Here is a 22926-nt window from a genome sequence, read left to right on the forward strand (position 1 = left end):
TCGTAATCCCGATTCTCATCGGGCTTACTGTGGGCTTTCCACTGCTATCCCTTACGTAAGGTCTGCCTCCAAAAACAGTCTAAACTAAAAACAATATCGTTAAACGCGGCATAATGTTTGATTTTTAAACTATAACAATATTTTTTATTACACAATAATGTACCTAAATTTAGAGTTTTAAATATCGTGCTCTACTAAAAAAATTAACATGAAAAATATAAAAAACCTTTTCCTTATTACCTTAATATCCTTAGCAGTAACAAGTTGCTTTAAAGATGAAGACGATATTATTGTCTCAGAAACCGAGAAAACCGAAGAAATAAACGACTTTGTATGGAAAGCCATGAACTCTTGGTACAACTGGCAAGACCTTGTACCTGATTTAGCCGACTCTAAAGCTGATGATAATAGCACTTACCAAGCCTATTTAAATCAATATTCTTCTCCAGAAAACTTATTTAACAGTCTTATTTACCAAACCGATGTAGTCGATCGTTTTTCTTGGTTTATAGAAGATTATATCGAACAAGAACAAGCCTTTCAAGGTATTAGTAAATCTTTTGGTTTACGCTTTCAAGGTGTTCAAATAAATACCGAAGGCGATGTTATTATATATGTACGCCACGTAGCCGACGACTCTCCTGCTAGCGCAGCCAATATTAATCGTGGCGATATTATAAACGCTATTAACGGTACGGTTCTAACAACTACAACATACAATACAGCCATAAATGGTCTATATCAAGATGATGTTACTTTATCTTTCGTTTCGGAAAATGCTGGTACTTTAACAGCTATAGAAGATAAAACTATTACATCTGCTGTAATCTCAGAAAACCCGGTGTATTTAACCAAAGTCTTTTCAGATATCGATGGGAAAAAAGTTGGTTATTTAGTGTATAACGCCTTTAGATCATCATACAACGACGAGTTAAACGACGCCTTTGGCTTTTTTAAAGACCAAAACATTAGCGAATTGGTATTAGATTTAAGACTTAACGGTGGCGGATCTGTAGAAACATCTGTTTACCTAGCTAGTATGATTTATGCTAACGCCAATACAGAACGTTTTGCTGAGTTAATTTTTAACAGCAAACAACAAGACGAAAACGATTATTACAACTTTGCAAACACTTTAAACGTATACAACAGCGATAGTGAAAGAACCGGTACACAAACCATTAACCGTCTGAGCACTTTAAACCAAGTCTATATTTTAACTTCCGGTAACACAGCATCGGCTAGTGAAATGATTATTAATGGACTAGCTCCATACATGCCAGTAAAACTTATTGGTACTACAACTTATGGAAAAAACGTAGGATCTATTACTTTATACGATTCTCCTTCCTCTGATTACTTAAATCAAAGCACAGCAAACTCTTCGCATTTAAACGCTCTACAACCTATTGTATTTCAAATTTATAATAAAAATGGAGACAGTGATTATGCTGATGGTTTTATACCTAACCTAGCTGAAATTAAAGAATCTGATTATTGGAATGTTACCTTACCATTTGGTGACGAAAACGAAGCGATTTTAAAAACGGCTTTAGATGATATTAGAGGTATTAGCGGACGAAGTACTGTTACCAAACAAGGCGATTTTAAACTTTTAAAAACACCTTTAACAGGTAACAAATTCGAAAACGAAATGTATATTAATAGCGATTTTATTTCTCGTTAATGCAAAAACATAAAACGTATTTTAATTGGAGCTCGGGCAAAGATTCTGCCTTAGCTCTTTATTATTTACAACAAAATCAAGATTATTCTATAGAGCAGTTAGTAACAACCGTAAACAGCCACTACAATAGAGTATCTATGCATGGGCTTAGAACAGATTTACTATTAGCCCAAACCAAAGCCTTAAACATTAAAGCGAGCCTTATAGAGCTTCCCGAAATGCCTAGCATGGAAATTTATGAGGATGTTATGCTTAAAACCGTATCGCAACTCAAAGCCGATGGTTTTACACACAGTGCTTTTGGTGATATTTTCTTAGAAGATTTGCGTACTTATAGAGAAAACAATTTAGCCAAGCACAACATTAAAACAGTATTTCCTATTTGGAAAAAAGATACTAAAACACTCCTTACCGAGTTTTTAAATTTAGGTTTTAAAACTATTATAGTTTGTGCTAATTCTAAATATTTCGATGCCGATTTTGTAGGTACAATTATAGATGAAAATTTTATAGCTAATCTACCAGAAGGTGTTGATCCTTGCGGGGAAAATGGGGAATTCCATACTTTTTGTTTCGACGGCCCTATTTTTGAAAACCCGATACCTTTCACTATAGGCGAAAAAGTATATCGCGAATATGATATACCTAAAACCGATAACAACACAGTCTGTTCTGCAGATAAATATGGCGTTTGGTATTGTGATTTAGTACCAAACCTAACAACATAAAAAATGCCACCATAACAGGTGGCATTTCTTTTTATAAAAATACAATACGTATTCTATTTAGTTCTTTATTAATTTCTGTGTAAGTACACCTTCCGTTGTGGTTAACTTCACAATATATACACCAGAATTTAATCGAGCAACACTTATAGGCGTTGCTTTATTACTCACCAATTGCTTAAGTACTAATTTACCAGTAACCGAATAAATAGTAACAGTTCCAGATTTAGAAACGTATAATTGAGACGTTGCAGGGTTCGGATACAATCCTAAAGCATTTGTTCTTGTTTTATCATTTAAGCCTAGCGTAACTTGCTTTAACACACCAATAGCATCTAAATCGAAACCAGAAGAAGAAAAAGGTGTCGCGTAAGGATCGTTAACTATATTTCCATAACTATCGTATGATGCATACGCAGGATCAATAGTGCCAATAACATCAATAAGCTTTACATGAGTAATGGCATTTTTGTTCAATAAAGCATTATCTGTAATATCATCTAAATCGAAAGGAGTGCCGTAACTCGCTCTATATTTTCCTGCCAAATTGTTAATGTAAGTTGGGTCTATGCTTCCAAAACCTCCAACTTGAGTATCTGTTTGGGTTTGACTATGCGATGGAAATCTAAAAAAGTTAGCACCATCAGAACTCACTTCAACAAAAGCTAATTCTAAAAATGTATCACTAAAGCTATTTTCAAAAATAGCAAAATCGAACCCCACATTATTAACTATAGGGTTTTCAAAAGTTAAAACCGCAGTTCCTCCATCACCAAGACTCACTATCACACCATTAGACTTTCCAATGGCATTATCTGCCTCTCCAACAGTTGCCAACGGCCCTGTTGGGTTTGCAATATTTTGAGGTCCGCGAACCACTTCTGCACCTGTAGCCCAAGCTACTAGATCTTCAGAATCGCGATGAATAGCTGTTGAGCCATCAGCACCTGCTTTTGGTGCGTAAGATTGCGCATTAACAGATAAACTAAATAGTACAAAAAGTAATAAATTGAGGGAATTTTGCTTCATGATTTTTTAAATTAGGTGTAAAAAAAACAGTCACAAAGTGCAACTGTTCTTAATATGTTATTGTTGTTTTTCTAAAAGTGCTCTGATACATTAGGATGCATCAGGACTTGTAAAAGTTTAGATTTTAGTTAAAGTAAATTTTCGATGCACCAAGACCAACATTAAAAGTCTCAAGTAAAGTAGCGCTATCTAAATCGTAAATTAACAACTCACTTTGTGCTGTAAAACTTGCGTTTGTTACATAAATTTTATCATCATCAACAGATAGTCCGTAAAGATAAATATCAGCAATTTCCAAAATAGATGTTGTTGGTAAAGTTGACTCATCATCATCCAACTCGTATATTTTATTACTCATAGAATAATAAACCTCGTCATCATCATGTGCCATTTGGCTTGGGTGTAAACCTGCTGCAAACTCAAGAGTTTCAATAACAGTATTTGTAGTTGTATTAATTCTTGTAATAGAGGCCGCTGTTTCTACATAATCAGCTACCCAAGATCTGGTATCACCACTACATAAAACAACTAAGTTTCCGTTAGAATCAAAAGCTATTTCATCTGGAGCATCATTAACTATTATAGTTTCAATACTATCATCTGTAGTATCAATTACAGAAATAATGTTATTAATATTATAACCTCCTTTGTGCGATACATATAAATTATCGCCTTTAGCCAAAATTCTTTCTGGACCTTCACCTATTGCAATAGTACTTGTTACAGTGTTTGTAGTTAAATCGATTTCAGCAATAAAATCATCTGTAGTATCCGTACCGTCTCCCCAGTTTGTTACATACCCTTTACCGTTTAAAAAAGTAATGTATCTTGGAGTTAGTAAACCTGTTGAAATTTCAGCTTGTTTTAAAAATGTATATCTATTTACTACAGTAATTGTGTTAGCGTTATCAGAAATGATATAAGCTAAATCGCCGTTAAAACCAATAGATTGTAAATACACGCCTAAATTTTCTGAATTTACATTGTAATAAATTTCATTCTCTACAGTCATGTAATCATCTGAAATATAAGATACAGATGCTGGTCCGCCTTCCGAACTAACTAAAATACCATTATCATAGTCGCCTAATGGTAATTGCACATCGCCATCATCGTCATTAGAACATGAAAAGACAAAAAGTGATACTGATAAAAGTGATAAAATAATTTTCTTCATTTTTGATTTATTAGAATTTATAGTTGATTTGAATATTAAAATTTCTATTCGGCATAGGCCTAAAAGCTACGTTTTCGTAAACTTCATTAAATATATTTTTCAGAGTAATCCCTATTTTTAGTTCGTTTTTTGTGTTCTTAAAAAAAGTGTAATTACAACCTATATTCCCCACATCATAACCGTTTAAAGAAGTAAAACGTCCTTCTAGATTATCTGCTGTAGTAAAAACATCACCATTAAACATGTGCTGATAAAAAACTGTGACAGCTTTATAATTGTAGGCCAAGGCTAGATTCCCTTTATGAAACGGCACATAAATAAGTTGTTTATTGGTTTCTAAATCTTCAGAAACAGTGTAAGAGTAATGCCCAGAGACATTAAATTGATGCTCATTAATGTTGTAATGCGATTTCACCTCTACTTCGGCACCATAACTTGCTACTTCTCCAATATTTATAGGCGACCATAGGCCAGTACTGTTTGGTTGCCACTGTATCATATCTTCAGTATTGATATAATAACCATTAAGTTTTACATTAAAATTAGGGTAATTAAAGTTTTGCCCTAAATCTATTTGGTAAGACGATTCTGGAACCAGATCTAAATTTCCGCCTGGTTGCCAATACAAATCGTTAAAAGTAGGAATACGGTAGTTTTTAGAACCGTTTATTTGAATCTGATAATGTTCAAATAAATCAAAACCAGCATCAACTGAAAATACAAAGGGTCTCTCACCTCCTGTTGTAAAATCTTGTCTTAGGTTAACGCCATAACTTATCGAGTTATTAGGTTTGTGATTAAGCAACGCTGTTGTAGAAAATACGTTTCTTACCGGTTCCTTAAAACTATCTCCGTTTCCTTTTGAATTTGAATATTCTAATATGGTTTTAAATTGAAGTTTCTCATTAAAACTCACATTAAAACTATGATTAATTAATAATGTATTTACTTTTCCTAAACTATAATTATCTTTATCCTTGTTCTCGAAATATTTAAACATTTCGTGTAAATGAACCACTTTTAATCGTGAACTAAATTTACCAATAATTCTCGACCATTCCAACATAGATCTAAAGTTTTCGTCCTCATATTTACTACGAGAAGGCCCAACTAGAGTGCCAGAAAAATTACGCTCGCCAATATAACTTTGGTGGTATAGTTTTAAAATATCCTTATCGGAAATAAAAACGCCCAAATTCACATTCATATTTAAATTATGGAACTCACCGTTTTCATTTACACTATCGGTACCAAGGTATTTATAGTCGTTATCAGAGTCTACATAATCTACTCCAATATTTGCCGTCCAAGCTTCACTTCCAAAGGAAGAATTAATACCTAAATTTTTAGAATTAAAACTACCATAACCCGTTTTTATGCGAGTTTCAGCATGATTACTAAATTTTAAATCATTATTTAAATGAATGCTACCACCAATAGAACCACTGCCATATTGCACGCTACCACCACCACTTCTTATATCTATAGAACTATAATTTGAAGTATTTACGGTATTAAAGTCCGTTTGGCCGTTTAATTGTGAATTAATATTAATTTCATTCCAAATTACGGCTGTTTGCGACGCTGTTGTACCTCTAAAAGAAGGCGACGACACCATACCGGCACCATTTTCTTTAAAATAAATATTAGAGTTAAAAGCCAATAAATTGGTTAAAGATGTAGCATTATTGCTTAAAACAGAATCGGTAAGTTTTTCAATTTTTATACCAGCAGCATAGTTTTTTAATTTACTATCACTTAAAATTACAGCATCTAGTTTTTGAACAGCATCAACCTGTGCTCGCACACCGCTACAAACGCCTAAACCTAAAATTAAAAATGTAAAAATCTGTTTCATAAATCTTTAAAACTCTTTACCCGAGAGTTGTTTTAGATGATGAAAATGGCAGGTCTCCTGACTTATTTTATGTTATCTTACCTTCCCAGTTAATACCAGTGGTTTTGAAGTTAATAACACCTTCTAAAGAAGTACCGAAAATATTTCGATAAAAACTTACAGTTGCGGGAACAGTCCTAGATTTTAACTAGATTCCCTTTTAATTCATTCAGCACGTACTGAATGAAACCAAAATTCTCTGCAAAAGTAGATTCTTTTTTAAATGCAGACTAATGAAATTCACTTTTTCTTGTTCAATTTATAAACAAGGTAAATAAAACCAATTAAAAAATGTAGTATTATAATTCCTCCTACTATATATATTGTTAAATTTGAACCGTTTCTCATAATAGAAATTTTATCTAAAGTTAAAAAAACCACCTCATATCAATGTCACTATTGTTACAAAAAAAGTACGTATCTTCTATTTTATTTTTTATTCTAATCGGCTTTTTTTCTTGTAAAAAAAAGAAAGAAAGTACTACAGAAGCTTTTGTAGCAAAAGAAGTGAAATTAAAATACGCCAAAGGCTTCTCAATAAAAGATCTTGGCATGTACAAAACTTTAGAAATAAAATCTCCATGGCCAAATGCCGAAACTACTTTTAAATACGTTTTAGCAAATTATGGTGATGACAGACAAGCGGATAACACAATTTCCTTACCCATTAAAAAAATTGTGGTAACATCTACCACACACCTTCCGGCTTTAGAACTTTTAGGCGTAGAACAAACTTTGGTAGGTTTCCCTGGCACAAAATATATTTCTTCGGAAAAAATAAGATCTAGAGTTGATAATGGTTCCATTAGAGAACTTGGCAAAAATGAAGGCATAAACACCGAAGTGCTTTTAGAATTAAACCCCGATTTAGTGGTTGGTTTCGGTATCGATGGTAATAATCGCTCTTTAGACCTTATTGCGCGCGCAGGAATCCCCGTAATTTTTAATGGAGATTGGGTGGAAGAGTCGCCACTTGCAAAAGCCGAATGGATTAAGTTTTTTGGTGTACTTTACAACAAAGAAAAAGAAGCCGATTCTATTTTTAACCGCATTGAAACCGAATACTTAAATGCTAAAAAACTAGCTAAAAATGTAAAAAACAGACCTACTATTTTAAGTGGCGCCATGCATAATGACATATGGTATTTACCTAACGGAACAAGTACAGAAGCACAATTACTAAGAGATGCTAATACCGATTATTTATGGAACGATTCTAAAGGCACAGGAAGTTTACAGCTTAATTTTGAATCTGTTTTTATGAAAGCTCAAGATGCCGATATTTGGTTAAGCCCATCCAATTATTCTAGTCTAGAAAAACTAAAAAATGCAAGCGCTCACAATGCCGAATTTAAAGCTTTTAAAAACAAAAACATTTACACTACAAACAATACAACTGGCGCCACAGGAGGCGTTTTGTATTTTGAATTAGGCATGAGTCGTCCAGATTTAGTATTGAAAGATTTGATAAAAATTTGTCACCCAGAACTATTAACAGACTACAATCTTTTTTTCTTTAAACCTTTAGAGTAAACCATATTTCACACAGTTTTTAAACACAAATAATGAACAAAACCTATACCTATTCATTTTTAGCATTGGCACTAACTTTAGTGTTGTGCTTTTTCGTGAATATTAGTTTAGGCTCTGTTTCAATACCGCTAAAAGCTGTTTTTAATAGTTTACTAAACAGCAATGTAGAACAACAAAGTTGGCAACATATTATTTTAAACTACCGCTTACCAAAAGCCATAACCGCCATAATTGTAGGTTCGGGTTTAGGTATTTCTGGCTTATTGATGCAAACATTATTTAGAAACCCTTTGGCAGGGCCGTTTGTTCTCGGTATAAGCTCGGGAGCCAGTTTAGGCGTGGCTTTAGTAATTTTAGGTTCTGGTGTGTTTGGAGGCGTTTTAGCATCACTATTTGTATCCAAATGGGGCATTGTAATTGCGGCGAGTTTAGGTAGTTTTTTAGTTTTACTAGCCGTTTTAATGGTTTCTATTAGAGTTCGAGATACCATGGCCATACTTATTATTGGCCTAATGTTTGCCAGTATTACCGCTGCCATTGTTAGTGTGCTTTCTTATTTTGGATCGGCAGAACAATTACAACAATATGTATTTTGGGGTTTTGGTAGTTTAGGAAATTTATCGTGGAGCGATCTCACCATATTTTTAATTATTTATGTACTCGGGATTTTAGCTAGTTTATGCTCCATAAAATCGCTTAACACCTTACTTTTAGGAGAAAACTATGCAAAAAGCTTAGGATTGAATATTAAAAAAAGTCGTTTAATAATTATAATCGCTACCAGTTTACTTGCCGGAACAATCACCGCTTTTACTGGTCCAATTGCCTTTATAGGCTTAGCGATACCCCATTTAACACGACAAATATTTAATACCTCAAATCATAAAATATTATTGCCAGCCGTATTTTTACTAGGCGGAATTGTTATGCTAGTTTGCGATAGTATTGCTCAATTACCAAATAGCGATTACACCTTACCTATCAATGCCATTACCGCTTTAATCGGAGCACCCGTTGTTATTTGGCTTCTGGTTAGAAAACGTGGCATGGTATTTTAGTATTATAAAAAAGTAGTAGACAAAAGCAGGAAACCTATATTATATAATGAAAGAGCAAAATCCACATATCATTTTAAAAACCGAAGATTTATCTATTGGTTACGCCTCAAAAAAGGCAAAAACGGTTGTGGCATCTCAAGTTAATGTTGAATTAAAAAAAGGAGAATTAATCGGACTTATTGGTGCAAATGGCATCGGGAAATCGACACTTTTACGCACCTTAACACATGTGCAAAAACCTCTTTCTGGAACTGTATTTATTAATGAAAAATCTATTTTAGATTACAATCCGTTAGATTTAGCCAAAGTTTTAAGTTTGGTTTTAACCGAAAAAATAGCATCCAAAAACTTATCTGTTTTTGAACTTATTGCACTAGGTAGACAACCTTATACCAATTGGGTTGGTAATCTATCTGAGCAAGATAAAAACATTGTAAACCAAGCTATTCTTCAAACAAATATAGAAGATTTACAACATAAAAAATGCTTCGAATTAAGCGACGGTCAACTTCAAAAAGTTATGATTGCTCGCGCCTTAGCCCAAGATACCGATTTAATTATTCTAGATGAACCCACCTCGCATCTCGATATGTATCACAAGGCTTATATTTTAAAACTACTTCAAAGACTCGCTAAAGAAACAGGTAAAACCATTCTGTTTTCTTCTCACGAAATAGACTTAGCCATTCAACTTTGCGATACTTTAATTGTAATGAATGCCGGAACTGTAGTTTCCGATCAACCTTGTAAACTTATAGAACAAGGTGTTTTTGAAACTCTTTTCCCTAAAGATTTAATTGCTTTTGATAAAAACACGGGGAGTTTTAGGGTTAAGAAGTAAAAACCTAAATTAAATTTTAGTTGAAGCTTCTTTTTTAACTTCAATCTTCAACCTAAAAAAATTATCTTTGAACCTATACCCTATTTTTAAATGAACGACAGTCTCATCTTAATCCTCGCTATTATTATTTCCGCAGTTATTGGTGGTTATTTAGGCATGCTTTTTACTAAACTTAAAAGTAAGAGCGAAAAAAGTACTTTAGAAGAACGTAACAGCAATTTACAGCAACAATTTGAAGCCTTCAAGCAACATACTGCAACCGAAAAACAGGAACAAAAAGTAACAATTTCTAAAATTGAAAACGACCGTGAAAATATTCGTCGTGAAAAAGATTTTTTAAATGCTGAATTAGCAAGAAGAAATACAGAGTTTGAAAACTTACAGGCCTTAAACCTTAAGCGCGATGCTGAATTAGAGGAACGCCAAGAGCAACTGCGTAAAGATTTTGAAATTTTAGCAACCAAAATACTAGATGAAAAATCGGAGAAATTCACACTTCAGAATAAAGAAAACATTACTAATATTTTAAATCCGCTTCAAGAAAAAATTAAGGTTTTTGAACAAAAAGTAGACTTAACACAAAAGGAAAGTATTAGCATGCATTCCGCTTTAAAAGAGCAATTGTTAGGCTTGAAAGATTTAAACCAACAAATGACAAAAGAGGCTACCAACCTAACACGCGCCTTAAAAGGTGATAGCAAAATGCAAGGAAACTGGGGAGAATTGGTATTGGAGCGTGTGTTAGAAAAATCGGGATTAGAGAAAGATCGCGAATATTTTGTACAACAAAGTTTTACCTTAGAAGACGGATCTCGTGTGTTGCCCGATGTGGTTTTAAACCTACCGGATGGTAAAAAAATGATTATTGATAGTAAGGTGTCTTTAACCGATTACGAACGTTTTGTAAATGCCGAACTAGAAGATCAGCCCCAGTTTTTAAAAGCACACGTCAATTCGATTAAGCGTCACGTAGATCAACTTTCAGAAAAAAATTATCAAGATTTATACGATATTGAATCGCCAGATTTTGTACTTCTTTTTATCCCCATAGAACCTGCTTTTGCTGTGGTTGTTAATGAAGATAATTCTATTTACAACAAAGCTTTTGAGAAAAACATTGTTATTGTTACACCATCGACCTTATTGGCGACATTACGCACCATAGACAGCATGTGGAACAATGAAAAACAACAACAAAATGCTATTGAAATTGCACGACAAGCTGGAGCACTTTATGATAAATTTGAAGGTTTGGTGAAAGATTTAACCAACGTTGGAAAGAAAATTGACGCCGCTAAAACCGATTATTCATCAGCAATGAATAAACTGGTTGATGGCCGAGGAAATATAATTACAAGTGTAGAAAAACTCAAAAAAATGGGGGCTAAAGCAAAAAAGGCATTGCCCGAAGCTATTATTAAACGTGCTCAAGAAGATGAAATAGATTAGTTATTTTCGCATAACGCATTGATATATTATTAGCCTAGCAAAACGATAGCTACGAAAATCATTTTTTAAAAGTAGATTTTTATAAAACTTCCTAAAAATTAAATACCTTTATTGATTACGTTTAATATATTTTTATTTTAGAATATATTTCGCAGTATTATTTAAAACTAAACGACTAAAATTTTATGTTCAAGCATCCTAAAGAATCTCAAGTTTCAATTACAGAATTAATGCTTCCGTCCCACTCTAATTTTAGTGGAAAGATTCATGGTGGACATATTTTATATTTAATGGATCAAATTGCATTTGCCTGCGCTTCTAAACACTCTAGACACTATTGTGTAACGGCTTCTGTAAACAAAGTAGATTTCTTAAACCCTATTGAAGTAGGGCAATTAGTTACGCTTAAAGCTTCTGTTAATTATACAGGAAGAACCTCTATGGTTATTGGCTTGCGTGTAGAATCGGAAAATATTCAAACAGGAGAAGTTAAACATTGTAACTCATCATATTTTACAATGGTTGCTAAGGATGAAAATGGAAATAACGTACCAGTTCCTGGCTTAATTTTAGATACAGAACAAGGCGTTAGACGCTTTGCGCGTAGTATTGTAAGGCAAGATCAAGCTAGAAAAAGATCGTCTCGATTTAATTCTTCAGATTTTAAAATTGAAGAACATATCGATTTTGTAAAAACTCAAAACGTACAAGTAAATTTATAAGAAGATATCTTCTTTTATAAATTCAAGACATAAAAAAAGTTCAATTAACTGAATAAAACACTTTCAGTTAATTGAACTTTTTTAATTATTATAATAACCTCATTATAATCGACTTAATAATTCGGCTTTCTTGTTTTCAAACTCTTCAACCGAAAGTATATCTTTCTTTTTTAGATCTGCCAATTTTTCTATTTTCATAAAAATATCTTCCTCTAAAGCGCTATTGTTATTGTTATTATTATTTGTGTTTACTGGTGCTTGCTCTACAAATATAGGCTCTGGTTGATTTTGAATAATGTTATTATTCACCGGTGCTGGTTTAGGTCTATTATCTTCACCCGATACAATTGGTAGCGTACTTAAATCTACCGTACCATATTGACTTGTAAACGTCACAGAATAATTTCCGCCTTGTTGTTGCCCTACACCTCCAATTTGGTTGTCTAAAGTATCAAACACTGTTACTTTTCCGTTTTGTTGAATCGCTAAACGTCCAATATTAGAAAAAATAGCATAGCTCGTTCCGTTTTGGCTTCCTGTAGAATTAGGAAAACCTAAATTACCCCACCAGTTACCAGATCCAGATTGAAATCCGTTTTGGTTTTCTACTTTCGGTAACGGTTTATATTGTATACCACCTTGATTTATTAAATTAGATAATTCAACACACAGACCATCTACCGTAGATTTAAGCTGATTGTTAAACATATCGCCTACCATGGTCATGCCACCTTGCATCCACTGACCTCCGCCGCCTAATTCGGAAATATTAAATTGAGCCATTGTGCCATTACTTCGCATAAGGGCTTGCGTTAAATCTGTTACGGCATTAGTGCTCACTCCATAACGGTTTGCTACATTCGTCATATTCTGAAAGCTAGCATCTGTGAATATTGAATTCATAATATATATTCTCTTTTTAGTTCAAATTGTTAACTTAACAATTTTGCGGTAAAGGTAATCTATAGTAATACCAATAACCTTCTTTTATACAGAAGTTTAGCTTTTATTTTACATTAAAGAAGAAAGAAGTTTCTTTCTTAACAGTAGCGTCATATTCTAAGTGAAAAATCTATTTTTACAGCATGTAATTTGAAGTCAATTTTTGGTAATCTGCTATTTCCTGCGTTTCCCAAGCTTCATCTTTTCCGAGTAATTCTCCCATTATTTTAGCTACTTCAGGAGCCATTCTAATACTTTCTTTAGCATCAAGTAATTGGCAACGTACTCTACGCGCTAGAAAATCTTCTACTTTCCTTGCCATTTCATGCCTTACAGCCCAAACGACTTGAGCTTGTATTACAGACATGGAAGTACTTATAGATTTATCCCATCCGTTTTGTTTAGATAACTCAAGAAGTGCATCTTCATCACTTCCGTAGAAATATAAAGGATTATCAAAATTAACGTCTTCCTTATAACCATGTATTTTTAAATCTCTGGTTTTTGAAGGTTTATGTTCCCATTTATGGTTTTTCTCTGCTTTATTCACTAAATCTTCGCCCATTTTTCTAAAAGTGGTCCATTTGCCACCAACCATAGTTAAAAGCCCCGATTTTGATGTATAAATTTTATGACTTCTAGAAATCTCTTTTGTTTTATTGCCTTCTCGTTTAGGGGCCGCCAATGGTCGTAAACCAGCGAAGACACTTAATACATCACTTCTTTTAGGCGCTTTAGTTAAATAACGACTTGCGGTATTTAAAATGAATTCAATCTCCTCGTCGAAAGCTATGGGTTCCAAAACTCCGCGTTCTACAGGAGTATCTGTTGTTCCAATAATAACTTTATTATACCAAGGCACTAAAAAGAGTACGCGACCATCATCTGTTTTCGGAATAGTAATCGCATCTTTTCCTGGCAAAAACGATTTATCTAATATTAAATGCACACCTTGGCTAGGAGCAATTGTTTTTCTAGAACCAGGAGCATCCATTTGTAACACATCATCTGCAAAAACACCGGTAGCATTAACAACTTGTTTACCTTTTATTTCGAATACATCTCCAGATTCTTCATCCTGAACTTTAACACCCGTTACATCGTCCTTTTCATTTTTAACCAAAGTATTTACAGCACAATAATTAAGAACAATAGCTCCCATTTCTGAAGCACTTTGAAGCGTATTTATAGCCAATCGCGAATCATCGAACTGACCGTCGTAATAAACAACACCTGCTGAAATTTTCTTCGGATTAATTAAAGAAATACGTTCTAAGGTTTCTGACTTTGAAATATGTTTAGATCGGCCTAAACTCAGTTTACCTGCTAATAAATCGTAAACCGTTAAACCAATGGTGTATAAAATTTCATCGTACCAGCCGTGTGTTGGAATAATAAACGATTGAATTTTTACGACATGAGGTGCATTACGCAACATTAACCCACGCTCCACAACTGCTTCTCGCACTAAAGCAATATCACCTTGCTCCAAATATCTTACGCCGCCATGCATTAACTTGGTGGCTTTACTTGATGTTGATTTTGTAAAATCTGATTTTTCCAATAACACTACCGAGTAACCTCGTGCTGAAGCCTCTAAAGCAATCCCTATTCCGGTTGCTCCACCGCCTATAATTATAAAATCGTAAGTTTTAGAATCGGTCCTTAACTTATACATCATGTCTTCTCTGTTCATGTAGACTTACTTTATTTTTAGGAGGGCTATTAGTTACAAACGAAGTTAATGAAATTACAACCAACTAGAATAGGTTTAAAAACAAAAAACCCCGCATAATTGCGAGGTTTTTAATATAAATTGACTTGATATTATTTACTTAAGTACATTTTACGTCTTGAATATAAATCATAAAAAGCATCATCTTTTAAACTATCAATAAATAAGATACTTTCTCCCGTACTCTTCATTTCTGGTCCTAGTTTCTTATTTACATTATGGAACTTATCAAAAGAGAATACTGGTTGCTTAATAGCGTAACCTTCTAATTTAGGGTTGAAATTAAAGTCTTTGACTTTCTTTTCGCCTAGCATTACTTTAGTTGCATAATTTACATAAGGCTCTCCGTATGCTTTTGCAATAAATGGTACTGTTCTAGAAGCTCTCGGGTTGGCCTCAATAATATAAACCGTATCATCTTTAATAGCAAATTGGATATTGATTAACCCAACTGTATTAAGTGCTAAAGCAATTTTTTTAGTGTGATCCTTTATTTGTTCCATCACTAAATCACCTAAGTTAAAAGGTGGTAGTAATGAGTTACTATCTCCAGAGTGAATTCCGCAAGGTTCAATATGCTCCATGATTCCGATGATGTACACATCTTCTCCATCGCAAATAGCATCAGCTTCAGCCTCGATAGCACCATCTAAATAATGATCTAGAAGTAATTGGTTACCTGGCATTCTGCTTAATAAATCTACAACGTGCTTTTCTAACTCTTCCTTATTAATTACAATTTTCATACCCTGACCACCAAGAACGTACGATGGACGTACTAATATTGGAAAGTCTAATACATCTGCAATCGCAGCCGCTTCATCAGCTGTTGTTGCGATATCAAATTCTGGATAAGGAATATTATTTTCTTTAAGCATGTTTGAGAACAGTCCGCGATCTTCAGCTAAATCTAAAGCTTCAAAACTTGTTCCTAATATCTTAACACCGTATTTAGTTAATTTCTCCGCTAATTTTAATGCAGTTTGACCACCTAACTGAACAATTACACCTTCTGGTTTTTCATGTTTAATAATGTCGTAAATATGTTCCCAGAATACAGGCTCGAAGTATAATTTATCAGCTGTATCAAAATCGGTAGAAACCGTTTCTGGGTTACAGTTAATCATGATGGTTTCGTAACCACACTCAGCTGCGGCTAAAACACCATGCACACAACAGTAATCAAACTCGATACCTTGACCAATTCTGTTTGGTCCAGATCCTAAAACAATTACTTTTTTCTTATCTGTAACAACACTTTCGTTATCTGCATAACGATTACCGTCTGCAGTTTCCATATCACTTTCAAAAGTTGAATAGTAATAAGGAGTTTTTGCTTCAAACTCAGCCGCACATGTATCTACTAATTTGTACACACGGTTTATACCAAGTTCTTCACGTTTATTATATACTTGACTTTCTAAACAGCCCAACATGTGCGCTATTTGGCGATCACCATATCCTTTTTGTTTAGCCTCTAATAATAAATCCTTTTGAATGGTATCTATTTTGAAGGTAGAAATTTCGTTCTTAATCATATGAAGTTCCTCATATTGCTTTAAGAACCACATATCAATTTTGGTGATTTCGTGAATTCTGCTTAGCGGAATTCCCATTTCGATAGCATCATAAATAATAAAAACACGATCCCACGAAGCATAAGTTAATTTTTCAATTATTTGTTCGTAGTTTTTGTTTTCTTTACCATCGGCACCTAAACCATTTCTCTTAATTTCTAGAGATTGTGTTGCTTTGTGTAAAGCTTCTTGAAAAGAACGCCCGATACCCATAACCTCACCTACAGATTTCATTTGAAGTCCTAAAGTTCTATCTGAACCTTCAAATTTATCAAAGTTCCAACGTGGTATTTTTACAATTACATAATCTAATGTTGGCTCGAAAAGTGCCGATGTAGATTTAGTAATTTGATTTTTTAATTCATCTAAATGATATCCTAAAGCCAATTTTGCTGCAATTTTAGCAATTGGATAACCTGTTGCTTTACTCGCTAATGCTGAAGAACGAGATACACGTGGGTTAATTTCAATAGCGATAATATCTTCATTCTCGTCTGGAGAAATAGCAAACTGTACGTTACATCCACCTGCAAAATCACCAATATTACGCATCATATGGATAGCCATATCACGCATTTTTTGGAAGGTTTTGTCGCTTAATGTCATTGCTGGAGCAACCGTTATAGAATCTCCTGTATGAATACCAATTGGATCCATATTTTCGATAGAACAAATAATAACAACGTTATCATTAGAATCTCTAAGCAACTCTAACTCATACTCTTTCCAACCTATTAAGGCTTTATCAATCATAACCTCGTGAATTGGAGAAATCTCTAATCCGCGTGTTAACAACTCATCAAAATCTTCTTCTTTATATACAAAAGAAGCACCTGCTCCACCTAAAGTAAAGGATGCTCTAATAATTAAAGGGAAACCAAATTCTTGAGCAATTTCTTTACCTTTTAAGAATGAAGTTGCTGTTGCTTGTGGTGCCATTGGAATACCAATATCCAACATTAAGTGTCTAAACTTCTCTCTATCTTCGGTAATATTAATGGCATCAATATTAACACCAATAATTTCTACACCAAAATCTTTCCAAATTCCTTTTTCATCAGCTTGAATACATAAATTTAAAGCCGTTTGCCCACCCATTGTTGGTAAAACCGCATCAATTTGAGGATGATCTTTTAAAATCTGAATTAAAGATTTCGTAGTCAACGGAAGTAAGTAAACATGATCGGCCATAGATGGATCGGTCATGATAGTTGCTGGGTTGGAATTGATTAGAATTGTTTCTATCCCTTCTTCTCTTAGCGATCGTAACGCTTGAGTTCCTGAATAATCAAATTCGCAGGCTTGTCCAATTACAATTGGTCCTGAGCCAATAATTAATATCGATTTTAGTTTTGAATTTTTTGGCATTTTTACTCGTTATTTTATTGTAGCTTAATGAATTGCAAAAATAGTAATCAGTTGACATAAAAAAAGGCATTACACTTAAGTAACACCTTTAATTTATCAACAATTGTTAATCATTTATTTCTTATGTCTAGTTTCAGTAGAAACAGATAATTTTTTTCTTCCTTTAGCTCTTCTACGTGCTAATACCTTTCTACCATTGGCAGAAGCCATTCTTTCTCTAAAACCGTGTTTGTTTCTTCTTTTTCTCTTAGAAGGCTGAAAAGTTCTTTTACTCATTATCTTGTATCTTTAAAACTGAATTGTATTTTTTTAAATCTATGGCTCTGAGTGTTCCCCAAAACTGACGGCAAATATACGAAGACTTTTCACTTTGACAAATGTTATTAGAAAAAAAGTTATATTATTTTTATTCTGAACAAAAACATAGATAACACCGCAATATATTTGACTTCGTTAGTCTTTTTTATGATAAAGGTTTCATTTGTTTTTCATAAAAATTTAGTTTCTTTGCACAACTAATAGTTAAATAGAAGGATATTTTCTTCTAATTTCATACCAAAACTCAACCATGTACAATAAAATTATAAAACTTATTATCGCTGCAGGTATTATTGCTTTTGCAGTTTATCAATTTACAGAAGGTTATATAGGTAATGGCATTATGCTTATTTTACTATCGCTAATTTTCATTTTCTTATACTTTAAGAATGAATTTATTTTATTAGCTTTTTTAAAATTAAGAAAACAAGATTTTGAAGGTGCTACAAAATGGTTAAATAAAATTAAAAACCCAGAAACTGCTTTAGTAAAAAAACAACAAGGTTACTATAACTATTTGCATGGTATTATGGTATCGCAATCTAACATGAATGATGCTGAGAAATACTTTAAAAAAGCAATTTCTCTTGGTTTATCTATGGATCACGATTTAGCGATGGCTAAATTAAACTTAGCTGGTATTGCTTTTTCTAAACGAAGAAAAATAGAAGCTCAAAAATTACTTACTGAAGCAACAAAACTTGATAAACAAGGGATGTTAACCGACCAGATAAAAATGATGAAGGATAACATGAAACGTGCCGTTGGACCAACACAACATTATGGTGCTGGAGGTTCTGTAAGATCTCAAAAACGTAGAGGATAACATTATTTAAATACTCCATAATAAAAAAGCCAATACTTTTAAAAGTATTGGCTTTTTTATTGATATCTACTACCGACTAGTTGTAATATCCTTCTTCAGGAATATCGATATAATATTGTTTTCTAGATCTATTGTTTAAGTGTGGCTCACGTAACCAAGGGTTATGTAACTTTAATATTTTGTAGTTTATACCATAATTTTCGGCAAACTTAGTAAAATCTGTTACTGCTGTATCTACTTCTACTTTGTAAGTTGGTACAGGCGTGTATAAATCTTTATCTCTAAAATTGAAACCATATGTATCTGGGTTAGATAAAATTTCTTTTAAAGCTACAATTCTAAACATATAACGCCCTGTTTCTTCACCTAAAAGCAAATCGTAATACTCACTTACATTTTGTTCTTTTAAACGCCTAGAAACACCTGCATTTCCAGCATTATACGCGGCAGCTGCTAACGTCCAAGATCCTAATTGCTCTTTCGCTCTTAACAAATATCTACAGGCTACTTCTGTAGCCATTTCTAAATTGTAACGCTCATCAACATTATTGTTTACTTCTAAACCATTTTCTCTACCTGTTGCAGGCATAATTTGCCAAAACCCTCTTGCTCCTGCTGGAGATACCGCATTGGTTAAACCACTTTCTATAACAGCTAAATATTTAAAATCGTCTGGCACACCATGTTTAGCCAAAATAGGCTCTATAATTGGGAAATACTTTTTAGAGCGCTTAAACATTAATAAACCATTAGATTGCCAATACGTGTTTACTAACAACTCTCTATCCATACGTTCTAAAATATCTGGATTATCAAGTGGCATTGGCTCTCCTGCGAAATCTAATTTTTCTGGAACTTGCAATGCATAAACATTATAATCGTTTATTAATTTAGTTTCAAAATTCTCATCGGTAGGAGCTTCTTGAAAAGCATTAATAAACAAGGCGCATAAGCTTAATAAGCCTACTAAAGCTAAGGTTTTCTGTACTATTTTCATTTTTACTTCTTTTTATTTTAAATGTAAGTTTTTTATTTAATTTTCTAATATAATTTTTGGTAAATTTTCGTTAAACCATTTATACTTATTTATAATCGCAATATGTGTTCCGTTTTTAACAACCATACAGTTTTTTATATTTTTAATAGGAAAAACCCCATCGGCATCACCATGGATATGTACTATATCTTTTGGAGCCTCTTTTTGCTCCCAGCAAACCATTTGCTCTATAGCCCAAGATAAATAACGACTATCATTAACCGAAAGGTATTTTTGATAAAGTTCTATACGTTTCTTAACCACATTACCTACTGCATATTTTTCGAATACATCAATATTTGAAGCCAATTGTGTTGGCACTAACTTATAAGCCTTTGTTGTTTTAGCCAACAACATACGTTTTGGCAATTCGTCCATAGATTTAACACTCGATGCAATAATTAATTTCCTCGTTTTTATATGCTTAGCCATTTCTTGTACTAAAACACCTCCAAAAGAGACACCTAATAAAACAATATTATCGTGTTTTACACCCTGAGTCATTCGCAAAGCATAATCACTAAGCGACTCATTTTCAATAGGTATCATCCATTCTAACAGATGAATTTGAAAGGTTTCTTCTGGTAATTTTATGTTTTCAAAAATTAACGGACTAGCAGCCATTCCTGGCATGAGGTAAACATGTATTAGCTCTTGATGCATAAGGGATTAACTTCTATTTAACTATAATATAATGTTTTTTTTTCGTACTTTTGCACGACAAACTTATACAAAAATAGTTCTCACTATTTCAAGTTTGCAAATAATTTTAAAAATTTTATGATATGGTTGAAGCTGCTGAATTGATTGACAACGATTTTTTACGTCAATTTGAAATTAAAATCGATGACCAAATGGCCATAATCGAATATTCTCTACAAGAACGAAAGATTTTTTTAACAAAACTTTTTATTCCAGAAAGCATAACGGACGAAAACTTTAGTAAAGATTTTTTATCTGCTGTATTTGATCAAATAGCTGAACGTAACTTAAGCGTGATGCCTACTTGCCCAGAAATAGCAAAATTTGTTAGAAGCAACAGAAAGTACAAGCGCATGCTACCAGTAGGCGTAAGAATCTAATTTTAGAAATAACCTAAAACAAAAAATCCGAAGCAAAGCTTCGGATTTTTTTATGTTTTATATTCAACGTTGACTATCAATAATAATCTGAATAATCATTAGATATTTTATCAAGAACAACCACACCTGCAGAACCAGTTAACTCAAGTTGTCCGTCATCATTTATTTCATAACTATTTCCAGAGACATCTGTATCTAAAAGCGTAACCACTTTACCATTTAGCTCCCAATTAAAAGGCTCTAAACTTGAAGTCTCTTCACCTGTATTCGTTTCGATAGCATAAATACTTAATCCGGTATTATTGTCTCCAAAAACTAATGTAAATGTTGTTGTAGCTTCTGTGGTAACCTCACTGGTTTGCCAAACTCCTAATAAAATAGAATCTTTATCGTTATCATCATTGTCACTAGAACAAGACATGAACAGAAAAACAACTAAGAGAGAAGTTAATAATTTTAAGTTTCTTTTCATAATTAATAAATCTCGATACTTTATACCGAAAACACTTGATGTAAACTTACATCAGCAAACAACATTTAGCAAAATAAAATCGTTTAAACTCAAATAAACCAATGCAAGATGAAAAAGCAGTTATTAAGCAACGCTATCTTGCTTAACAAAATCGAAACGCACTAAGCCATCATCATCAATTTTCGTAAGATTTACCGCATGTAAAGTATTTACCAATTCTGGGTTCCATGGCGTTTTTACTTTTACATAATTTTCTGTAAAACCATGAATGTAACCGCTTTTATTTTCACTTTCAAACAAAACAGTTCTTGCTGATTCTAATTGACTTTCATAAAATGCACGGCGTTTTTTAACCGATAAGCCCCGCAACATCTTACTTCGCTTACTACGTACATTACCTGGAACAATACCATCCATTTCTGCAGCTTCGGTATTATCTCGTTCCGAATACGTAAACACGTGTAAATATGAAATATCTAACTCGGTTAAAAAATTATAAGTTTCTAGAAAATGCTCATCAGTTTCACCCGGAAACCCAACAATAACATCCACACCAATACAGGCATGAGGCATAACTTCTTTTATTTTAGAAACACGATCTACATAAAGTTCACGCATGTAACGGCGTTTCATTTTTTTAAGAATTTCATTACTTCCAGATTGTAGAGGAATATGAAAGTGTGGTACAAAAGCTCTAGATTTCGAAACCAAATCAATGGTATCATTCTTTAGTAAATTAGGTTCAATAGACGAAATTCGTAAACGCTCAATACCTTCTACTTTGTCCAACTCTGTTACTAAATCTAGAAACGTATGCTCATGTTTTTTGTTTCCGAATTCACCTTTGCCATAATCACCAATATTAACACCGGTTAAAACAATTTCTTTTATATTTTGTTTTGAAATATCTCGTGCGTTTTTCAATACGCCTTCCATAGTGTCACTTCTAGAAATACCACGTGCTAAAGGAATGGTGCAATATGTACATTTATAATCGCAACCATCTTGAACTTTTAGAAAAGCACGTGTTCTATCTCCAATTGAATAAGAACCAACATAAAAATCGGCATCTTCAATTTCGCAAGAATGCACTTCACCAAAATCGTTTTTAGATAAATCGTTTAAATAATCTGTTATTTTAAATTTCTCTGTAGCACCAAGCACCAAGTCTACTCCGTTTACATCGGCTAGTTCCTGAGGTTTTAATTGTGCATAACACCCCACTGCAGCTACAAAAGCATTTGGATTAGATTTTTGAGCTTGCTTAACAATAGTTTTAAAACGTTTGTCTGCATTTTCGGTTACCGAACAGGTGTTAATAACGTAAATATCTGCCTTTTCAGAAAAATCTACGCGACTAAATCCCTCATCGTCAAAGTTTCTAGCTATAGTTGATGTTTCGGAAAAATTCAGTTTGCAACCTAAAGTATAAAATGCGACTTTTTTATTCAT

General features: G+C 33.2%; 20 protein-coding genes and 1 riboswitch. Of the genes, 9 read left to right on the forward strand and 11 right to left on the reverse strand.

Annotated elements, in window-relative coordinates; translation table 11 throughout:
* Positions 1-208 precede the first annotated feature (208 nt).
* Both BM246_RS10795 and BM246_RS10800 read left to right on the forward strand, forming a co-directional pair.
* Positions 209-1687: a S41 family peptidase gene (locus BM246_RS10795; RefSeq protein WP_074937832.1), complete on the forward strand. Its 1479-nt coding sequence runs from the start codon at positions 209-211 to the stop codon at positions 1685-1687.
* Positions 1687-2415: a Dph6-related ATP pyrophosphatase gene (locus BM246_RS10800; protein WP_042505809.1), complete on the forward strand. Its 729-nt coding sequence runs from the start codon at positions 1687-1689 to the stop codon at positions 2413-2415. The genes BM246_RS10795 and BM246_RS10800 overlap by 1 nt, the downstream gene beginning before the upstream one ends.
* 57 nt (positions 2416-2472) lie before the next feature.
* On the opposite strand, the gene BM246_RS10805 is transcribed toward BM246_RS10800, so the two are convergent.
* The 3 genes from BM246_RS10805 to BM246_RS10815 form a co-directional block, all read right to left on the reverse strand.
* Positions 2473-3441 carry a T9SS type A sorting domain-containing protein gene (locus tag BM246_RS10805; protein ID WP_074937834.1) on the reverse strand — a complete coding sequence of 323 codons (969 nt, stop codon included), beginning with the start codon at positions 3439-3441 and terminating at the stop codon, positions 2473-2475.
* A 124-nt stretch (positions 3442-3565) separates the two neighbouring features.
* Entirely contained in the window at positions 3566-4618 is a 1053-nt protein-coding gene (locus BM246_RS10810) for a DUF5074 domain-containing protein (protein WP_074937836.1), read from the reverse strand.
* 10 nt (positions 4619-4628) lie between these two features.
* Positions 4629-6476: a TonB-dependent receptor plug domain-containing protein gene (locus BM246_RS10815; RefSeq protein WP_074937838.1), complete on the reverse strand. Its 1848-nt coding sequence runs from the start codon at positions 6474-6476 to the stop codon at positions 4629-4631.
* Between the two features lie 30 nt (positions 6477-6506).
* Positions 6507-6724: riboswitch (cobalamin riboswitch) on the reverse strand.
* Positions 6725-6905: 181 nt separating this feature from the next.
* Here BM246_RS10815 and BM246_RS10820 point away from each other — a divergent pair.
* The 5 genes from BM246_RS10820 to BM246_RS10840 all read left to right on the forward strand — a co-directional run bounded on the left by BM246_RS10820 (position 6906) and on the right by BM246_RS10840 (position 12118).
* A complete protein-coding gene (locus tag BM246_RS10820; protein ID WP_074937840.1) occupies positions 6906-8048 on the forward strand; it encodes an ABC transporter substrate-binding protein in 1143 nt (380 codons plus the stop codon).
* Positions 8049-8080: 32 nt separating this feature from the next.
* Positions 8081-9106, forward strand: coding sequence for a FecCD family ABC transporter permease (locus BM246_RS10825; RefSeq protein ID WP_042505815.1), 1026 nt, complete (start codon positions 8081-8083; stop codon positions 9104-9106).
* Positions 9107-9152: 46 nt separating this feature from the next.
* Positions 9153-9947, forward strand: a complete 795-nt coding sequence (locus BM246_RS10830) for an ABC transporter ATP-binding protein (RefSeq protein WP_074937842.1) — start codon at positions 9153-9155, stop codon at positions 9945-9947.
* 90 nt (positions 9948-10037) lie between these two features.
* Positions 10038-11396, forward strand: coding sequence for a DNA recombination protein RmuC (rmuC, locus tag BM246_RS10835; RefSeq protein WP_074937844.1), 1359 nt, complete (start codon positions 10038-10040; stop codon positions 11394-11396).
* Between the two features lie 185 nt (positions 11397-11581).
* Positions 11582-12118, forward strand: a complete 537-nt coding sequence (locus BM246_RS10840) for an acyl-CoA thioesterase (RefSeq protein WP_042495764.1) — start codon at positions 11582-11584, stop codon at positions 12116-12118.
* A gap of 102 nt (positions 12119-12220) precedes the next feature.
* Here BM246_RS10840 and BM246_RS10845 read toward each other — a convergent pair whose 3' ends face one another.
* From BM246_RS10845 to rpmH, 4 genes are all read right to left on the reverse strand, one after another.
* Positions 12221-13021: an SHOCT domain-containing protein gene (locus BM246_RS10845; RefSeq protein ID WP_042495766.1), complete on the reverse strand. Its 801-nt coding sequence runs from the start codon at positions 13019-13021 to the stop codon at positions 12221-12223.
* Between the two features lie 175 nt (positions 13022-13196).
* Positions 13197-14756: a glycerol-3-phosphate dehydrogenase/oxidase gene (locus BM246_RS10850; RefSeq protein WP_074937846.1), complete on the reverse strand. Its 1560-nt coding sequence runs from the start codon at positions 14754-14756 to the stop codon at positions 13197-13199.
* A 131-nt stretch (positions 14757-14887) separates the two neighbouring features.
* Positions 14888-17740 carry a carbamoyl-phosphate synthase large subunit gene (gene carB, locus BM246_RS10855; RefSeq protein ID WP_074937848.1) on the reverse strand — a complete coding sequence of 951 codons (2853 nt, stop codon included), beginning with the start codon at positions 17738-17740 and terminating at the stop codon, positions 14888-14890.
* A gap of 114 nt (positions 17741-17854) precedes the next feature.
* On the reverse strand, positions 17855-18016 hold the full coding sequence (gene rpmH, locus BM246_RS10860; protein WP_042495769.1) for a 50S ribosomal protein L34: 162 nt from the start codon (positions 18014-18016) through the stop codon (positions 17855-17857).
* A 292-nt stretch (positions 18017-18308) separates the two neighbouring features.
* Between rpmH and BM246_RS10865 the strand changes: the two genes are divergently transcribed.
* The gene (locus tag BM246_RS10865) at positions 18309-18884 is read left to right on the forward strand and encodes a hypothetical protein (RefSeq protein ID WP_042495771.1); all 576 of its coding nucleotides are present in this window, start codon (positions 18309-18311) and stop codon (positions 18882-18884) included.
* Between the two features lie 76 nt (positions 18885-18960).
* On the opposite strand, the gene BM246_RS10870 is transcribed toward BM246_RS10865, so the two are convergent.
* Positions 18961-19881, reverse strand: a complete 921-nt coding sequence (locus BM246_RS10870; RefSeq protein ID WP_042495773.1) for a lytic transglycosylase domain-containing protein — start codon at positions 19879-19881, stop codon at positions 18961-18963.
* A gap of 36 nt (positions 19882-19917) precedes the next feature.
* Entirely contained in the window at positions 19918-20583 is a 666-nt protein-coding gene (locus tag BM246_RS10875) for an alpha/beta hydrolase (RefSeq protein WP_042505819.1), read from the reverse strand.
* 122 nt (positions 20584-20705) lie between these two features.
* On the opposite strand from BM246_RS10875, the gene BM246_RS10880 reads away from it, so the two are divergent.
* Complete coding sequence (locus tag BM246_RS10880) at positions 20706-21002, forward strand: N-acetyltransferase (protein WP_042495776.1); 297 nt, start codon at positions 20706-20708, stop codon at positions 21000-21002.
* A 76-nt stretch (positions 21003-21078) separates the two neighbouring features.
* Here the strand turns inward: BM246_RS10880 and BM246_RS10885 are convergent, their stop codons facing one another.
* Together BM246_RS10885 and mtaB are read right to left on the reverse strand one after the other, a co-directional pair.
* The gene (locus tag BM246_RS10885; RefSeq protein WP_042495779.1) at positions 21079-21474 is read right to left on the reverse strand and encodes a hypothetical protein; all 396 of its coding nucleotides are present in this window, start codon (positions 21472-21474) and stop codon (positions 21079-21081) included.
* A 123-nt stretch (positions 21475-21597) separates the two neighbouring features.
* Positions 21598-22926: a tRNA (N(6)-L-threonylcarbamoyladenosine(37)-C(2))-methylthiotransferase MtaB gene (gene mtaB, locus BM246_RS10890; protein WP_074937850.1), complete on the reverse strand. Its 1329-nt coding sequence runs from the start codon at positions 22924-22926 to the stop codon at positions 21598-21600.

Source organism: Algibacter lectus (genome assembly GCF_900112395.1).
Classification (GTDB): domain Bacteria; phylum Bacteroidota; class Bacteroidia; order Flavobacteriales; family Flavobacteriaceae; genus Algibacter; species Algibacter lectus.

Bases quoted from the DNA above. Each gene is read 5' to 3' on its own strand.
- BM246_RS10795 (WP_074937832.1), top strand. From the start codon at position 209: ATGAAAAATATAAAAAACCTTTTCCTTATTACCTTAATATCCTTAGCA.
- BM246_RS10800 (WP_042505809.1), top strand. From the start codon at position 1,687: ATGCAAAAACATAAAACGTATTTTAATTGGAGCTCGGGCAAAGATTCT.
- BM246_RS10805 (WP_074937834.1), bottom strand. From the start codon at position 3,441: ATGAAGCAAAATTCCCTCAATTTATTACTTTTTGTACTATTTAGTTTA.
- BM246_RS10810 (WP_074937836.1), bottom strand. From the start codon at position 4,618: ATGAAGAAAATTATTTTATCACTTTTATCAGTATCACTTTTTGTCTTT.
- BM246_RS10815 (WP_074937838.1), bottom strand. From the start codon at position 6,476: ATGAAACAGATTTTTACATTTTTAATTTTAGGTTTAGGCGTTTGTAGC.
- BM246_RS10820 (WP_074937840.1), top strand. From the start codon at position 6,906: ATGTCACTATTGTTACAAAAAAAGTACGTATCTTCTATTTTATTTTTT.
- BM246_RS10825 (WP_042505815.1), top strand. From the start codon at position 8,081: ATGAACAAAACCTATACCTATTCATTTTTAGCATTGGCACTAACTTTA.
- BM246_RS10830 (WP_074937842.1), top strand. From the start codon at position 9,153: ATGAAAGAGCAAAATCCACATATCATTTTAAAAACCGAAGATTTATCT.
- rmuC (WP_074937844.1), top strand. From the start codon at position 10,038: ATGAACGACAGTCTCATCTTAATCCTCGCTATTATTATTTCCGCAGTT.
- BM246_RS10840 (WP_042495764.1), top strand. From the start codon at position 11,582: ATGTTCAAGCATCCTAAAGAATCTCAAGTTTCAATTACAGAATTAATG.
- BM246_RS10845 (WP_042495766.1), bottom strand. From the start codon at position 13,021: ATGAATTCAATATTCACAGATGCTAGCTTTCAGAATATGACGAATGTA.
- BM246_RS10850 (WP_074937846.1), bottom strand. From the start codon at position 14,756: ATGAACAGAGAAGACATGATGTATAAGTTAAGGACCGATTCTAAAACT.
- carB (WP_074937848.1), bottom strand. From the start codon at position 17,740: ATGCCAAAAAATTCAAAACTAAAATCGATATTAATTATTGGCTCAGGA.
- rpmH (WP_042495769.1), bottom strand. From the start codon at position 18,016: ATGAGTAAAAGAACTTTTCAGCCTTCTAAGAGAAAAAGAAGAAACAAA.
- BM246_RS10865 (WP_042495771.1), top strand. From the start codon at position 18,309: ATGTACAATAAAATTATAAAACTTATTATCGCTGCAGGTATTATTGCT.
- BM246_RS10870 (WP_042495773.1), bottom strand. From the start codon at position 19,881: ATGAAAATAGTACAGAAAACCTTAGCTTTAGTAGGCTTATTAAGCTTA.
- BM246_RS10875 (WP_042505819.1), bottom strand. From the start codon at position 20,583: ATGCATCAAGAGCTAATACATGTTTACCTCATGCCAGGAATGGCTGCT.
- BM246_RS10880 (WP_042495776.1), top strand. From the start codon at position 20,706: ATGGTTGAAGCTGCTGAATTGATTGACAACGATTTTTTACGTCAATTT.
- BM246_RS10885 (WP_042495779.1), bottom strand. From the start codon at position 21,474: ATGAAAAGAAACTTAAAATTATTAACTTCTCTCTTAGTTGTTTTTCTG.
- mtaB (WP_074937850.1), bottom strand. From the start codon at position 22,926: ATGAATAAAAAAGTCGCATTTTATACTTTAGGTTGCAAACTGAATTTT.